This is a genomic window from Sulfitobacter sp. DSM 110093 (genome assembly GCF_022788715.1).
Lineage (GTDB): Bacteria > Pseudomonadota > Alphaproteobacteria > Rhodobacterales > Rhodobacteraceae > Sulfitobacter.
The window spans coordinates 225,508-241,739 of sequence record NZ_CP085168.1 but is presented as its reverse complement, the minus strand read 5'-3'; the positions used below and the strand labels follow the sequence as shown (position 1 = coordinate 241,739).

Below are 16,232 nucleotides of genomic sequence, written 5' to 3'. Positions count from 1 at the left end.
CGAGCTTCCAGACACGCGTATTGACCGCTTGAACGTAGAAGCTTGATCGAACTTCCCACAGCCGTTCAAGAGTGCGTAGGCCATGGTCTTTTCTTCTGACCAACCGGAGCAAGTGCTGAATCTTTGGGCGCACGCTTAGGTTTAAAAACTTTTTGTTGAGTTAACCTCTAGGTTGCCTATGGTCAATTCGTTACAAGTTAACTATCTCCTCTCATATAGAGGTGACTACATGAAGATTTTACGATTATATATCGCTGGAGTCGTGGCTTTTTTGTCTGTGCTGCTTTTTGTGGGGTACGCCATATAAGGCCTATGACGCACGCTCCTTCGGCTATCTAAGGCGAGGTCGGCGGTCCAATTTTGCCTTGAGGATGCTCCGGTGACCCACTTCGAGATTATCTGTAGCCCGCTGAGCCAGGCAGTCGTGGTGGAAGGCAATCGCTTCGAAATACAGATTTATCGTGGGGAAGATACCCAATGGTCCCTCGAAATAGTCAATGCCAAAGGGACCAGCTTTGTTTGGGATGAACTGTTTCCAACGGAGGAGGACGCGCTTGGCGCGGCATTAAAAGACTTTGAGAACAGCCCTATTAAGAATTTTCTTTCCTGATGATATACACTGTAAGTTGTGCTGGTAACTGTGGGCCAAATATACGTCTAAATGGCATCCGAAAAACGTTACCCTTCAGGCATGCTTCTCCGTCAACCGAGGGGTTCATTTCGTGACCAGCGCTTCACTATATCGAGATAGATGGTCTATTTGCCGCCCACTCGGTCTCGGCGAAGGCGGGTGTGTGTAATCGCGCTCAGCATCTAATATTCTAGGGTTACTAGGGCAATGTATCTGCTCTTCACGATATGCCTGATTTAACATCGGCCTGTTGAGAAGTTCTCACAGTTCAGTTGCAAGATGGCCCAAACAATCGCCAGCTTCCACCAAAGCATGTGTACGGATGCAAATCGCGACGCCACCAGCTTGAAAATGAACTGGTACTGGATCGTCCCAAGGCGCATCAATATTATGGATTAGGCCCGCGATCGCTCCCGCCTCTACAGTTTCACCCAGAACGTATTGAGGTTCAAAGAAACCTGCACGATCAGCAAATGCATAGAGCCCGGGAGCGTCCATCACAAACTTTCGGCTTTGGGGGGCTGGGGGCAAGTCTACTTTCAAGACACCAAGATGGGAGAGTACTCCGCGAATACCGCGTTCCACCATTGCCAAACCGCCAAGATTAACACTCGCTCCACCACCAAATTCGCCCGTGAGAAATTCGACGCCATTTTGATGGGCATGGTTTCCCATGACCCGATCTTCTCCACTTAAGGCTCTGATCGAGTCGAAGTAGATTACCTTCTCTGCGCCGAATGCCTGAACCAAGTCTTCAGTTCGGTCTGTTGCTGCTGAATCGTCCCAGCGGGGCGCGAGCAGCGTGGGAACGTATTGTAGCGAGCTGCCACCAGCGTGTAGGTCGATCATGTAGTCTGCGCGAGGAAGCAATTCGCTTACTACATAGTGGGCAATCATTTCGGTTGCGGTGCCATCAGGGCGACCTGGAAAGGTGCGATTCAGGTTAATATCGTCAATCGGAGACGTGCGTGTCCCTGCCGCAAAGGCCGGTTGGTTCAACATGGGTACAACAATGATGCGGCCGGCAACTTGCTTAGCCTCAACCTCACGGACCAAGCGTGTAAGCGCGATAGGCCCCTCATATTCATCACCATGTACACCTCCAGTAAGTAAGACTGTCGGCCCTTCGCCGTTCTTAATCGTAGCAATAGGAATTGGGATGTGCCCATAGGCTGAACGATGTACGGAATTTGGCAACTTCAAGTGCCCGACATGGCGCCCATCTTTATCCAAATCGATGCTCGTGCTGATCATAGTTTGTTTAATGGCCATCCGGTCGCTCCTTTAATCTCACGGCTTGGTCTAATTCGCAGGGGGCGTCGCCGGTCCTACCGGTTTGCCCATGGCGTTTGACTGCTGCTTTGGCTCTATAAAAACATCTGTGCGATGATCGCTGACCCAAGGAAGGTCCCGATCATTACCAACAGTGCCACGATTAAGATTTTCCATCCTGACCGTTTGGCGATTGCCACCTCATGTTCGGCGATTGCCAGTCCTGCATAGGCGACGCAGGGTGTACCCAGTGCAATAAAGTTCACATCGTTCGTCCATCTGAGCACAAAATCTGCCGTTGGCATGCCGGGCAGGCAAACGAGAATGGCCAATAACGAAATCCACGCCACAGCAGGTAGTCGCAATGGTACGAACCTAGCAATTAAAAGCCCCACTAATGAGATGGCTACGAGCAACAGAATACCGATAGCCGCGCCAAGCGGCGGCATACCCGGACCGATCACATTGCCAATCCAGCAGATTACTCCAACCACAGACAGAATGAAGATATTTTGTTTAAAGTTGAGGTACGGCTCGTCTGCCGGTGGCTGCGTGTCGTCAGATATCGCGGTCATGGCCGTACCCTTTTTAAGATTGGATAAAGAATGTTGCACAGCGGCAGTGCCACAAAGATGCACACATAAAGTCCGGTGGCGTAGGTCATTAGGTTGCTGGCGCCGGCAAGAGCGGCCAACTCGTCCGCGCGGTCGGGAAATAATTCTGTCAACGACCCCGTACAGGCTAGCATCATGCTTCCCGAACCAACGCCACAGGCCATGGCAAGAGCTGCAGGATCAAACAATCCGAGCGAGCCGAAGAGAGAGGCAAGGATGGCGAAGATGAAGGTGCCCACAAGCGTGCCAACGACGTAAACCCCTAGAACGCCGGTGCCTTCGGCACTTTTGAGGCCGTACTTCTCAGCGATCACGCCGATGTTGGGTTCGCGCGCAACCGAGAAACAAGCTCCAATTGCTTCACGCCCCATTCCAAGCATGATCACAGCAAGCGGCAAGGCAAGGACGACCGTCCCCAAGTTCCCGATCTCCTGCAGGATGAGAGCTGGCCCGGCCTCGTAGATGGTATTCATAGCTGGCCCGATAATCGTTCCAAACTTTGCCATGAACGGCAGGATAGAGATCAAAATAATAGAAGAAGCTGCTTTCTGCTGGCGTGGCGTTGTCCATGATGCCGCCCACTTAATAATCTGCGGGTTGAGCAAGAGCCCAAGGATGAAACTATAAAACAATGGAAGTAGCAGGATCGAACCTATCCCGATGGGGATCTGTATGATGCCGACCAGCTCCGCAAGAATGGTAATAACGGCAACGCCAACATGCAGGCGCCAATCTGTCAGGGCATGCCACGAAATCGCAGTGCGCGCCTTGGGCGCAGCTTCGTTAGGATAGGGCAATTTAAGTGTCCTCTTTTGTCCGATCTTGCACGGCACGATGCCTTGCGATCGCTTCGATCTCGACCCGCGCCCCTAATGGGAGTTCAGCAACGCCCACGCAGGACCGTGCTGGGGCATGAGACTCGAATTCTTCTTGGTAGACGGCATTCACCTCAGAATAGTCGGCCATATCTGTGATAAAGATTGTTGTCTTAATCACGTCGGAAAGATCGCAACCTGCGCTTCGCAGAACCTTACGGAGGTTCGTTAGGGCGTGCCGTGCTTCTTGAGCGGCGCTACCTTTGCGAAGCGTGCCGTTCACGTCCAGAGCCACATTCCCAGAGACGAATACGAGGTCGCCATAAACTGCGGCGTGAGAGTATGGGCCAACTGCAGGGGCCACGCCCTGCCCGCTTACGGTTTTGATTTCTAAGTCCACCTCAACCCCCTAATATTTCTTGATATCGCTCAATTGAGATATTTGATCCGCAAGCAAGGATCGCGACTTTCTTACCCTCACATTTGTCTCGGAGCGGCCCGCAGATTGCCGCAAGAGTGGCGGCGCATGCTGGTTCAGCGATCAACCTCAGAGTGCTGTAATAAAGCCGCATGGCATCGCGCAGGGCATTGTCGGAGACGCGTATGATCGCGTCGACATTCTCTTTTGTGATGCCGAAGGAATATGCCATCGCATATGGGGAGCCCAAACTGTCAGCAATTGTAGCCACAGAAGCGAGCTTGGCGGGTTTCCCGCTTTCAAAGCTGCGCGCCATACTGTCCGCCCCTTCAGGCTCAACGCCAAAAATCAGAGCATTCGGGCGCGCTTTGCGAATGACTGCGGACATGCCGCTGATCAATCCGCCCCCACCGACGGGAATAACATAGATATCGGCGTCACCGACATCTTCTAGCATCTCTAGTCCACAGCTACCTGCGCCTAAAGTCATGTGTTTAGCATCGAAAGGATGCATAATAGTGCGGCCCTCGCGGCTCTCGAGCGCCTGCATCAGTTCAAAGGCGGCGGCTATATCGGGAACTAAAGTTACTGTTGCGCCAAGTTTGCGGCAGCTTTCGATACGTAAAGGGTCGGCAGTCTCAGGCATAATGATTGAAGCGTCGACGCCTTCAGCTTGCGCGGCCCAAGACACGGCCATTGCGTGATTTCCACCACTGGCCGCCACTACACCGGCCGCTCGTTGCTCCTGGGAGAGGCCCATAATTCCGAGAATTGCACCGCGTGCCTTGAAGGATCCAGCTTGTTGGAAAAGTTCAAGCTTTGCCTTTACGCTTGCGTTCGGTGGCAGATGTGCCTGTAGCGTATCTTGCGCCAATAACAAGCTCGGCGTTCGAACCACGCGGCCCATCAGCGCCTCGTGGGCGGCTTGGAGCTCGTCCATAGGTGGGGAATACATCCTGGCTCTCCTATGCTGCCATCTTCGCAGCGGAGACTGGCTCCTTAAAGGCTCCCAGCATATAGATAATGATGCATAAAGTTATGCATTTATGTTGTAAGGGCGTAGCGGGCGACTACCTCTTTAGCGATGCGAAGTAACTTCTTTACTGCGGGCGTGTGCGCCAGATTGCGGCTGAAACTAGCTGTACAGTCAAACGACAAGATAGGATCAAGGGGTTTGACCACCACACCATTTTTCCTCCAGAGATCAGCGGAAAATGGGTCAATTAAGCCGATGCCAAGCCCTCTGAGTACCATGGAGTATGCATTTGCTGAGCTTTGTGTTGAAACACGCGCACGCGTCGTTACCCCATGCTCAAGAAGGTACTCCTCCTGCTTTTGGAAGAGGTCGAGCTCGTCTTCAGCAAGTGAAATAACAGGTTCTCCAACAAGGTCTTTCACGTGAATGCGTGCTTGGCCCGATAGAGGGTGTTCTGGTGGCAACGCGCAAACAAAAGGAATTCGACCCAGTTGAACTTGCTCGATCCCAGGTTGATCCCCTAGCCGGTAACCAAACCCGATATGAGTTTTGACATCTCGGATCTTACGAAAATAGCCCGTTATACCGCGGGACTCGACATGAAGACGGGAAGCGCCGTCTTGAGCCAGAAACCGTTCAGAGATTTCAGGAACAATGGTCATCGCCAGAACAGAAATCGATACGATGCGTATTTCCTCGCTGAGCATGCCTCCGAGACGCGAAGTTCCAGCTCGCAATCTCGCATGTGCTTCAAAAAAGTCATCCGTAAGGGCATGAAATTCTAAGGCGCGTGTTGTCGCACTCACCCGCCCCTTTCGCCGTGTGAAAAGAGCAAACCCTAGACTTTCTTCCAACTCTGTCAGCATGCGCGTCACAGTTGATTGGCTTACTCCCATGGAGTGTGCTGCGGCCGACAATGTTCCATGGAGTATAGCTGCGCGGAAGGCCGTCAAATGCTTGATATCAAGCCCTCTATAATTCTCTATATTTTGCATACCGAACCTCAAATTATTCGTTCTCGCATAATGGATTTCGGCGCCAAGGGCTGCATAGAAACCTAAAAAATTGGGGGCTGTTGCATGCATCAACCGCGCGATGCTTCGCGAAGATTGCAGTGAAAGCTCTTATTTTCGCGATCCTCTATCCAGAGAGGCACTCACCTCCACATCGGCGGATTTAGAGAATAGCTTTCTTCGGCACTGCCGACATTAGTATGGTACGTCTTTTACTCCGAGACGTCAGGGAACGTTCAAACCACGCAGCCACCTCCGGTCTCACGCCTTGTCCAATAGGGTCTATCTCTACGATGGTCATTGGGCAGTCTGCGCCTAACTGTGACGTAAGCCGTTTGCGAAGCTCTGCTTCATCTGCGTCTATTTCCACGCCCCAGAGGTCGCGAGCAATCAAAACCGCTTTAAGCGCATTCATGACTTTCGCCCCATCCTTCGCGGTTGGGAAAGCCATGGTGTCATATGAAACCAGAAATGCGGGCAATGGCTCTCCCTTCTAACACAGAAATTGTACAGTGATCTTGCGGCAGCTCTTCAATCGGAGCAAGCGTAAGATTGTTTCTCCACGGCCTCAACAGAAGCGTATTTTACTACAGGGTCGTGCAGTGTGTGTCGTAGCGCTGGAACCGCGCTTATCCTCCTAGCATCAGGGTCACTGGAAATAAGGCTGAGCTTCGAGAAGGTTGGATGTTTGGCTTCGTCCCCGGGGGCAGCAACAGGAGCAAAGAACGAGAAGGCGCCAACAACAATTTTTTGACGAGAACTATCGGCGCCTTCTCTAAGCAACCCAAACCTAAAGCCGGTGAGCCGGTTCAGACTGCCTTGCTAACAGGTGATTTATTCCGGTTGGAGAGTCAAGACAGACCTCCGCTCAGGTAAGGCGATAAGACGCTCCGCGATCGGATAGAGCGGCACAGCTTACTTGAACTCGGCCTTGCCAAGCAAACCGCATTGAAGATGCCTCTGTCGTTCCATCAGACGAAAAACATGTTTCCTACTATAAGGCTTTAAACGCCTAGTCGGAGTAGCTGAGGCGCATCGCCAGTGCTCCGCAACCTTGGGGGTGCCGATGCGGCCGGTTTTGAGGGTTTCATTTCCATGTGCCATTTGCGCATTCATTTGAGTCGAGCAGCCGCCTGCTCTGGCAACCAGGTAACGATTTCAGGAAATGCGACAAAGAGGATCAGGACAACCACCTGAATAAGGAAAAACGGGATCACACCACGGTAAACCTGACCAATGCCAATCCCATCGGGCAACACCCCCTTGAGATAGAATAGCGTGTAGCCGAAGGGCGGGGTGATGTAGGCCATTTGGGCGGTCACCATAAACAGCACGCCAAACCAAAGTGGATCAAACCCCAGTGTTTTAATGATTGGCACGAATACTGGAACGCACAGCAGAATGATGCCGATCTCGTCCAGAAAAAGCCCCAAGAATATCAGAACTAAAAGCATTGCCAGCAAAACCACATAGCGAGAGGAATCTAAGCTTTCGACAAAGCTCAAGACGCTGTCCGCGCCCCCAGTCGCCACAAACACTGAGATGAATGCCTTGGCGCCCAACGTGATCCACAAAATCATCGCCGTGACGCGCAACGTGTCTGTCGCCGCCGCATTGAGGCTCGACAGCTCAAGGCGGCCAGAGAAGATTGCAGAAAGCAGCGCGCCGAGAACGCCGACCGCGGCAGCTTCGGTAGGCGTCGCAATCCCTGCATAGATTGAGCCTAGAACAGACAGGATCACGAGCGCAGGCAAGGCCAGATGCCTCAGAGAAGCAACCTTTTGAGAGAGCGGTATGGTGGTTTCATCCACCGGCTTAGGCGCGAGCTTGGGGTTCAAAGCTACGCGCACCCAAATGTAGCTGCAATATCCCACCGCAAGGACAAGACCAGGTATAATCCCTGCAATGAACATCTGACCAATCGAGATCTGTGCTGTGATCGCATAGACGATCGTAACCACTGATGGTGGGATCAAAATGCCCAATGTACCGCCTGCGCAGATCGCCCCCAACGCCAATGGAGGGTGGTATCCGCGCGACAGCATGGAGGGCAGCGCAAGAATGCCCATCGCGGCAACCGCTGCACCGACAACGCCCGTCATTGCAGCCATGATTGTGCAGATGACCACGGTTCCAATCGCCAAGCCACCTGACACCCCCCCGAACCATGTTTCCATCGCAGTATAAAGATCATCAATGATCCGGGATTTCTGCAATATCGCCGCCATCAAGACGTAAAGCGGGATCGCCATGAGTGCTTCTGACGTCATTGTCTCAAAGGTATTAAGCACCGTGACGATCAGCGCACTGGGCCCCCATAAAGTAGCGGTCGCCAGAAAAGCGATGGCACCTAACACGAAGGCAAGCCCCGCGCCGCTGAGCATCAGTACGATGAGCGAGGCAAACATCCCGAACAGGACAAGACTGCTTTCCATCAGGTGGTCCTCACTTTCAGAGCGAAGACCACTTCGGCAAGTGACTGCAAGATGAGCAGTAACCCTGCCAGAGGGAGAACCATCTTGGCGGGCCAGACTACGGGGTTCCATGCGGAGTAACTGGTCTCACCATATTCGAACGCCTGCCATGCTAGCGGCAAGCTGAACCGTACCAAGATCAAGCCGAAAAGAAGCGCCAGCAAAGCGGCCGCAACCGCGAGGATCGTGCGCAGTCTGCCCCGTGCTGCAGCCGAGAGAATATCGACCGCCACATGCCCTCCGATGTGAAGTAAATAGGGCCCGCCAAGAAGGAAAAATGGACCGAACAGCAAAGTGGCCAGCTCAGGCCCCCAACTGGTCGGGCTATGAAACGAATAGCGGGAGATGACTTCGAAAAGCATGAGTGCTGCAATGACATAGACCAGCCATTTGGTGGTCTCAAATGTCCAGCGATTGAACGTGGTAATAGCTTGAGCCGCGCGAAGCATTGGCACCTCCCTGTGTTACAAAAACGGCCCGATGCTCGCTGGCTCGGGCCGTTCTGTGGCTTGTTTAGGGGGACTAGAGGAGTCGGAGATCCGAGAGAAGCTGTTTTTGGCTTTCCATCATTTCCGTTGCGAGGGCATCGCCGTTGGTCGCTTTCTCCCAAGAGGCCACAGCTTTGCTGCGCGCCTCAGCAACATCTGCGGGATCGAGGGTGATGATCTCGACACCGGCTTCCTCAAACTTCGCAAGGTATTCGGCGTTGTCCACGATGATGTTCTGACGCAGCGCCCCAGACACTTCGCGCGCGGCTACAGCTAGGGCAGCCCGTTGCTGATCATCCAATTGACCATAGGCCGCCGTATTGGCCACATAGCAAGTCGCGGTGGATGGCTGGTGGATACCCGGTAGGATGAGGTATTTTGCGACCTCGTGAAGGCCCTCTTCGTAGTTTGCTTTGATGTCGCCGCGGTCGGCAAGATCAATGAGGCCCTTATCGAGGGCGGAATAGACTTCGGACGTGGGCAGCGGAGAGACAGCAACGCCAAAATCTGCCATTACGGCAGCAGCCAGACCAACAAAACGACCTTTAAGGCCTTCCATATCCGCCATCTTGCGAATTTCGACTTTCGAATGTAGCGGCTCTTCGCCGTAAACCGTCGGGGCTACATAAGTAAGGCCGGCAGGGGCATAGGATTGGGCTGCAAGCTCCATGCCGCCGCGTTCGTAAAACCATGCTTCGTATTGATCCGCTTCGGGGAACCCGAAGGGCACAGTGGAAGAGAACCCATGCGCCGGAATCTTGCCGGCGGTATAACCGTCAAAGGTTTTCATCAACTGGAATGCGCCACCGCGTACGGCATCGAAAGACTGCGCGGCCGGTACAATCTGGCCGCCCGCAAAAGGCGTGATATCGAGGCTTCCGCCGGTCAGTTCGCGCACCCGGTCGCAGAACTTTTCTTCATAAAGCATTGGTGTGGTGCCGCCGCCCCAAAGGGCCTGCATCCGCCACTCAATTTTACCTTGAGCGCGGACTGAGCTTGCCGCGACAATTGCCGGAGCAGCCAAACCTGCCGCCGCGGCACCGCGCATGAAATGCCGGCGCGTGGCGCTTTTGTTGAAACTATTTGTCATTGGTTATCCTCCCTAGAAACCTGAATGCTGTGTGTCGTCTTAAAGTTCAGACAATACTCTCTTTGCCGCCTGGACGCTGACATGCCCCTCCCCCGCGATGGCCTTAGCTACCGCTTCAATCTGCGATCCTGTGGCGCCTGCGAGAATGGCGATATTGCGCGCGTGCAGCGCCATATGCCCCTTTTGAATGCCCTCTGTCGCCAGCGCACGCAGGGCGGCCATGTTTTGCGCCAGCCCTACTGCGACGGTGACTTCTGCAAGCTCTTGCGCCGTCTCGACGTTCAGTACGCGCAATGCCGCTTGTGCCGCCGGATGCGTTTTGGTTGCTCCCCCAACCAGACCGAGCGCCATAGGCATCTCAATCGTACCGGTGAGTGTGCCATCCTGACCACGTTCCCACGTAGTTAACGAAGTATAGCTGCCCTTGCGCGCGGCCCAAGCATGGGCTCCCGCCTCAATCGCTCGCCAGTCGTTGCCGGTGGCCACAACCACAGGGTCGATCCCGTTCATGATGCCCTTGTTATGGGTTGCTGCGCGGTAAGGATCAATCTGCGCCAGTGCATAAGCCTCGATCATGCCAGTGATCACTTCTCGCCCGTCCATTGCTTTTGTGGTCATGGCTTCGGGCGTTAAGGTGACATGCGCTCGCGCTAAGCGACGATCAGCCAGATTGGACAAGATACGCAGGCGGGTATGCCCACCGGCAATTTCAGCGACGCGTGGCGCGATTGTTTCTGCCATCGAGTTAACGGCGTTTGCCCCCATCGCATCGCGCACATCGACTAGAATATGGAGCACTGCCATGGGCCCGACAGCTGTGTTTTCAAACACATGAACTTCGATCCCAATGCAGCCGCCGCCCAGCGATACCAGAACCTCATCGCGCGCATTACACATCTCGCGCAGTTCGGTTTCTGCAGCAAGCAGCCGATGACGGGCTCCGCTTGGGTCCGTCAGGCCTGCCACTTGTATCTGCGCGCGCATCACCGGCTGGTCGGAGGATGTGTGAAAGCCGCCGCAGCCACGAGCAATTTTGGCCATATAGGAGGCTGCAGCCACCACAGAGGGCTCTTCAACTACCATCGGGATCAGGTAGTCCTTGTCATTAATCGTAAAGTTGGAGGCGACGCCAAGCGGAAGCTCAAACTTCCCTATCACATTCTCAATCATCCCGTTTGCAAGCGACATTGGCAAGACATCACGCCCTGCTAGTGCGGCCTGATCGGTATCGGCGAGGCCGACTGCCTTTGCTAGTAGGTCCAGCCGCGCCTCTGGCTCAAGATTGCGCAGGTTTTCGAGCCGTGAATTGATCTGCACTGTGGTGCCGTCAGCCATTTAGAATATCCCCCCTTATTCAGAGCGAAGCATATGCAGAACTGGGAGAAGCTTTATAGGGACAATTGTGGAAAACAGCTGCGCACTGTACTGGTACTAAAGAGGGTACAGTAAGGGTTCCGTGGTGAACAAAATCGATACTATCGTACAAATCCTTACCGATCGCATCGCTAATGACGATCTAAAGGCAGGAGAGCGTCTCCCTTCTATCCGAGCGGCAGCGCAGGATCACTCCGTGTCCAAGAACACTATAGTCGAGGCGTATGATAGGCTGGTCGCGCGCGGGCTTATCGCAGCTCGACAAGGGGCTGGCTTTACCGTGGCAAGCCAACATCAAACCTTGCGAGAAGACGAGGCGCCGCGTCATCTGATCGAAGCGGTAGACAGTATCTCGCTGCTGCGCGCGCAGCTTGACCAGAACTACGCAGTTCGGGTCGGTGATGGTCGCCCACCCGCCTCGTGGATGGCTGGCATTCCCATGCGCCAATTGCCGGATCAGGATAGCGACACGTCGGGATACGGTTCCCACATGGGGTATCAGCCGCTACGTTCCTTAATTGCAGCGCATCACTACGCCGATGGTATTGCGCTTGATGCGAACCAGATTGTCACGACATTTGGCGCAAACCACGGCCTGGACCTGATTGTGCGACGCTATCTAAAGGCAGGCGACACAGTCTTGGTTGATGACCCCGGGTACTACCCTTTATTTGCGAAATTACGGCTCGCTCAAGTGAGCTATATCGGGGTGCCGCGCGGTGCTGACGGACCGGACCTGGAGCAATTGCGTAATTTGGCTGCCCAGCATCGGCCCAAACTTTTTTTCACGCAGTCCCTTGCTCAGAACCCGACGGGCACTTCAATGAGCCTAATGACAGCTCATGGAGTTTTGAAGCTGGCTGAATCATCGGGGTTCATGGTCGTAGATGACGACCCCTTCATCGATCTGCCAGACCCGAAAGGGGTAAGGCTTGCGGCGCTTGATGGCTTTGACCGGGTGATCTTCGTCGGCACATTTTCTAAGACACTCTCTGCTTCATTCCGAACCGGCTATATCGCGGCCCCGCGTGGCATTGCCGAAGAACTTGCTGAACTGAAGATGATCACAACCGTCAACTCATCACGCATGTCAGAAATGATTATTGCTGAGGCGATCCGAAGCCGCCGCTATGCCCGTCATCTCAACAGACTGGCAGGAAGATTGCAGGACGCGTCGGAGAAGTTAAAAAATGATTTGGCCGATCTGAATTTGCGGTGCAAGTTTGACCCAGGACAGGGCTATTACGCTTGGCTGGAATTGCCCGAGGGGGTGAGCGATACTGAACTCGCCCGCAAGGCCGCAACAGAGGATATTTTCCTAGCCCCCTCTACTTTCTTCTCAGCGCAGGAAAACAGTGGGAATGCCGGCATTAGGCTCAACATCACTCGCACTAGCGATCCTCGGTTTTTGCGCTTCTTAGCAAAGCAGATTGGTCAGTAGCCCTCAAAGTGCTCGAGGTAATACCCCAATGCCCTTCTTCTCTTCGCTGAAACGGCTTTTCTTCATGTCCTAAGACACTACCAACCCACCTCAGACTATAGGTTTCCTGCTCATCCACCAAGAACGCGCTATCAAGTATATAGTGTGACGCAAACGACGACTGCGGCGATCAGGCTGTATCCAATCATATGGAAAAGATCGGTTTTTGAGTGATGTGTCATTTTTTGCTCCAATCCTGCTCTATGCTCGTGATTGTTGACCAGCAATGGGGCAATAAGGGGCCGCCTATAAGGCTTAAGTGTGGGCCCGGTCGATTTTTTGTACCTCATTGAGCCGGCAACTGAAGTCTGTGTTATCCTCGCAGCGGACGCAGCAGGGCTGAACTCTTTAGAATTATGTTCAAGAGAAGCCCAATGCTGACGCCAAGCCCTATCCCTGCCAAGTCTGCGAAGAAATCTGTGAGTTCGCCGGATCGTCCGATATAGGGTTGGATTACCTCAATCAGAGCACCGTAGGTGACAGCCGCAACCATCACTTGGAAGAGAGCCTTTGGATAGAAGGCAGCGCAAGGCAACGTTAGCGCCATGAATGCGATAATGTGATGGATTTTGTCGGTGCCCGGGATGGCTTGAGGTGTGTTTAAGGGCATCAACGTCAACGCCGCGATGCCAGCGGCCAGACCGGCAGTTAACCAAATTGCAATCAATCGGCGCTGCTTAACGCTCAGCGGCGTTGATTGAGGTTTGGGTCTGTCTCTCATCTTGGTGTTTTCAGCTCAAAATTTTGGAAAGCAAGGCGCATAGATACCCCACTGGCCTAAAGGCGACCGACATGGTGAATGTGCGCTGCGGGCGTGCCTACCATAGCTCAATAACACGAACGATCCCCGATCATTTGAGACGGCATAATACCGCAGGGTACCCGTTCTGCGCATTCTGCCCCTCCGAACAACAGCCTTGCCTCAGGCCTCGCTTACATGAGGGTGGATTTAATCAATAATAAAATAACAATGATATTATATAGTTGCGAGCTTCAGTTGAAGCAGATTGAGAGGTGCCCTCCCCCAAGTTTGACGCGCCATCTGAACGTTGAGGACCCGTTATCGCTTAGATGGGACGGCTGCAGAAAATCTTCCGCCCACTCCTTAAGCGGCCCTTGCAGTCCCCTCGAGATCTGTTTTGGGCCACTCAATAAGTTCAGGATCTAAACGAGCTGGAATCTAACAGTACGATTGCTCATTTGAGCGGATATGGTGTCAAAGGATGGCTTTGCTCCAAGGGCACCCAGCTTGACGCTGGCGCTCTTGCGCAGGTATCTAGCCTTTGCGTCTTTACGCATGGCCAAGCGGTACTTATAGGTAAGACTTACCCACTTAAAGCTCGAGGTCTGCCATGATCCGCACCGTTCTCATCAGCAAGTATATTCACATCCAAGGCCAATTTGTCCGGGCTTTGTCCTGCGGAAACATTGTGGTTTCCGTCGGAAATAAAGAGTTTGAAGGACGCCCCCTTTCGGCGCTGCCTAAGTCGTCCTCACATGAAATGCTTGCAGTCTCCTAACATGCCAATGTGAGCACAGGGCCGCATCTCACCAGTGGTGCGGTCATAGTGCATTGGTGGTTCTTTGCCGGGCGTTGAGCCGCAAGCAGAGAGAAGCAGGAAAGGTATCAAGATAAGTCGTTTCATGGGGGCAATCTCAGATTGATTGTGCGGCCATACAGCCGTCACTTAAGTTTATGGATCTAGCCCTTAGCGCCTTGGCCGCGGGCGTAAACGTCTTCGTAGCGGATGATATCGTCTTCACCCACATAACTTCCTGTCTGCACTTCAATGAGTACCATGGGAATCTTTCCGGGGTTTTCCATACGGTGGACCGTGCCGAGGGGAATGTAGACTGACTGGTTTTCGCTTACGAGCTGCACATCCTCTCCGATCGTAACTTTTGCGGTACCTTCGACAACGATCCAATGCTCAGAGCGATGATGATGGCTTTGCAGTGAGAGCGCCGCGCCTGGGTGCACTACAATACGTTTGACTTGAAAGCGCGATCCCGAGACCAAGCTTTCGAACCACCCCCATGGCCGATAGTCGCGAGGCAGAGTTTCGGCTTGTGCGGCGCCTTTCTTCTTGAGAGCCGCCACGGCCTCTTTAACATCCTGCGCACGATCTTTGTGGGCGACCAGCACTGCATCAGGCATGGCAACTGCGATGATATCTTGCAAGCCAATGCCGACAAGGTGCTGGCGTGGGTCTTCTGCACGCAGCAGTGTATCATGACAATCGATGGCCGTCGCAGAGTTGGAAGTTACCACTCCGGCTTCATCTGGCCCGGATTCGCGCCAGACAGCATCCCAGCCTCCTAAATCTGACCACGCCCCCGAGTAGGGCATAACACTGAGGTTATCTGCTTTTTCCATCACGGCATAATCGATGGAAATGTTGTCAACTTGGGCCCAGGCATCTGGCGCCAGCCGCGTAAAGCCTAGATCTTTCTCCGCCTCTTCCAGGGCGGTACGCACTTGCATCAACATCTCGGGCGCATGGGTTTCGAAAGCCGCAATGATCGCCTTTACGGAAAAGAGGAAGATACCCGCATTCCACAAATGCTGACCATCGGCGAGCATAGCCTCTGCAGTAGGTTTGTCTGGCTTTTCGACGAAGCGCTTTAATGGCTGAGGTGTAGCATCCAGCTCTTCTGCCAATGCGCCGTTGATCTCCAGCCAGCCATAGCCAGTCTCTGCGCGGTCAGGGTGTATACCGAAGGTGACCAGCTGGCCTGCTTGTGCCGCAGGTGTAGCGGCTTGCACCGCGCTGCGGAATGCCTCCGCATCTGGGATAACATGGTCTGAGGGAGCGACAAGCATCAGTGCTTCTGGAGCGCGCTCTGCCAGACTCAAAGCTGCGGCCAGAATTGCCGGCGCAGTATTTTTGCCTTCTGGCTCGATTAAAATCTCCGCGGGGGAAATCTCTACTGCCGCAAGCTGCTCAGTTACCACAAAGCGGAAGTCTGATCCCGTTAATAGTACTGGCGGGGCAAAGCCCTGCCCTATCATGCGTTCTGCCGAGCTTTGAAATAAGCTGTATGCCCCCATCAGCTTCGCAAACTGTTTTGGATAGCTTTTGCGGGACAGCGGCCAAAGCCGGGTGCCAGAACCGCCGCACAGCAAAATAGGGTGCACGATGTGTGTCATCTATCGTTCCTCGGTAAATACTATCTGTAACAATAGCACCCTGCCCTTCTAGAAGCCACAAGCCAAGCTCAGCTTTGGCTTGGAATTTTGGTTGGAGACGGGGTTAGGCGGCTTCCACGCGCAGCGAGCGTGGTGACTGGGTCTAATGATTTTATTGTATAAATTCAATCTCAACTGCTTTGGCGTGCGCTTATAATGTCATGGATTGGTATCAAGCAGAACCTGCGCAGCTGGTCTCATTGACGGGGCATATTATCAAGCGCTACACATTTGTTCTGACGGACAATACAGCCACATTTTTAGAAAAACCCATATGTTAAATAGGATATCCAATATATTGGCGCGATCAAAGCGGCGCCGTCGAACCGCTATGGTTATCTCTATATTTTTATGGACGATAGCGCTTAGTACAATTTTAGTTGATTGTTTTGTTGGA

14 protein-coding genes are annotated in these 16,232 nt (G+C 53.4%); 2 read left to right on the top strand and 12 right to left on the bottom strand.

What is annotated here, in order from left to right:
* The first annotated feature begins 379 nt into the window (after nt 1-379).
* Complete coding sequence (locus DSM110093_RS17790; RefSeq protein WP_243267785.1) at nt 380-610, top strand: hypothetical protein; 231 nt, start codon at nt 380-382, stop codon at nt 608-610.
* Between the two features lie 282 nt (nt 611-892).
* Here the strand turns inward: DSM110093_RS17790 and DSM110093_RS17785 are convergent, their stop codons facing one another.
* From DSM110093_RS17785 to DSM110093_RS17740, 10 genes are all read right to left on the bottom strand, one after another.
* Nucleotides 893-1,903 (bottom strand): succinylglutamate desuccinylase/aspartoacylase family protein, encoded by a 1,011-nt coding sequence (locus DSM110093_RS17785; RefSeq protein ID WP_243267784.1) that lies wholly within the window; start codon nt 1,901-1,903, stop codon nt 893-895.
* A gap of 95 nt (nt 1,904-1,998) precedes the next feature.
* Nucleotides 1,999-2,478, bottom strand: a complete 480-nt coding sequence (locus DSM110093_RS17780; protein ID WP_243263477.1) for a hypothetical protein — start codon at nt 2,476-2,478, stop codon at nt 1,999-2,001.
* Nucleotides 2,475-3,314, bottom strand: a complete 840-nt coding sequence (locus tag DSM110093_RS17775) for a DUF3100 domain-containing protein (RefSeq protein WP_243267783.1) — start codon at nt 3,312-3,314, stop codon at nt 2,475-2,477. The genes DSM110093_RS17780 and DSM110093_RS17775 overlap by 4 nt, the downstream gene beginning before the upstream one ends.
* Before the next feature lies 1 nt (nt 3,315).
* Entirely contained in the window at nt 3,316-3,732 is a 417-nt protein-coding gene (locus DSM110093_RS17770; RefSeq protein ID WP_243263479.1) for a Rid family detoxifying hydrolase, read from the bottom strand.
* A gap of 1 nt (nt 3,733) precedes the next feature.
* Complete coding sequence (locus DSM110093_RS17765; protein ID WP_243267782.1) at nt 3,734-4,657, bottom strand: threonine/serine dehydratase; 924 nt, start codon at nt 4,655-4,657, stop codon at nt 3,734-3,736.
* Between the two features lie 137 nt (nt 4,658-4,794).
* Nucleotides 4,795-5,811 (bottom strand): LysR family transcriptional regulator, encoded by a 1,017-nt coding sequence (locus tag DSM110093_RS17760; protein ID WP_243268001.1) that lies wholly within the window; start codon nt 5,809-5,811, stop codon nt 4,795-4,797.
* A 1,040-nt stretch (nt 5,812-6,851) separates the two neighbouring features.
* Nucleotides 6,852-8,174 carry a TRAP transporter large permease subunit gene (locus tag DSM110093_RS17755; protein ID WP_243267781.1) on the bottom strand — a complete coding sequence of 441 codons (1,323 nt, stop codon included), beginning with the start codon at nt 8,172-8,174 and terminating at the stop codon, nt 6,852-6,854.
* Complete coding sequence (locus tag DSM110093_RS17750; RefSeq protein ID WP_243267780.1) at nt 8,174-8,662, bottom strand: TRAP transporter small permease subunit; 489 nt, start codon at nt 8,660-8,662, stop codon at nt 8,174-8,176. The genes DSM110093_RS17755 and DSM110093_RS17750 overlap by 1 nt, the downstream gene beginning before the upstream one ends.
* A 73-nt stretch (nt 8,663-8,735) precedes the next feature.
* A complete protein-coding gene (dctP, locus tag DSM110093_RS17745) occupies nt 8,736-9,791 on the bottom strand; it encodes a TRAP transporter substrate-binding protein DctP (protein ID WP_243267779.1) in 1,056 nt (351 codons plus the stop codon).
* A gap of 39 nt (nt 9,792-9,830) precedes the next feature.
* Nucleotides 9,831-11,126 carry a hydroxymethylglutaryl-CoA reductase, degradative gene (locus DSM110093_RS17740; protein WP_243267778.1) on the bottom strand — a complete coding sequence of 432 codons (1,296 nt, stop codon included), beginning with the start codon at nt 11,124-11,126 and terminating at the stop codon, nt 9,831-9,833.
* A 124-nt stretch (nt 11,127-11,250) separates the two neighbouring features.
* Between DSM110093_RS17740 and DSM110093_RS17735 the strand changes: the two genes are divergently transcribed.
* Complete coding sequence (locus DSM110093_RS17735) at nt 11,251-12,606, top strand: PLP-dependent aminotransferase family protein (protein ID WP_243267777.1); 1,356 nt, start codon at nt 11,251-11,253, stop codon at nt 12,604-12,606.
* Between the two features lie 352 nt (nt 12,607-12,958).
* Here DSM110093_RS17735 and DSM110093_RS17730 read toward each other — a convergent pair whose 3' ends face one another.
* Nucleotides 12,959-13,366: a VanZ family protein gene (locus DSM110093_RS17730; RefSeq protein ID WP_243267776.1), complete on the bottom strand. Its 408-nt coding sequence runs from the start codon at nt 13,364-13,366 to the stop codon at nt 12,959-12,961.
* A gap of 981 nt (nt 13,367-14,347) precedes the next feature.
* Nucleotides 14,348-15,796 carry a mannose-1-phosphate guanylyltransferase/mannose-6-phosphate isomerase gene (locus tag DSM110093_RS17725; protein WP_243267775.1) on the bottom strand — a complete coding sequence of 483 codons (1,449 nt, stop codon included), beginning with the start codon at nt 15,794-15,796 and terminating at the stop codon, nt 14,348-14,350.
* Nucleotides 15,797-16,232: the final 436 nt, after the last annotated feature.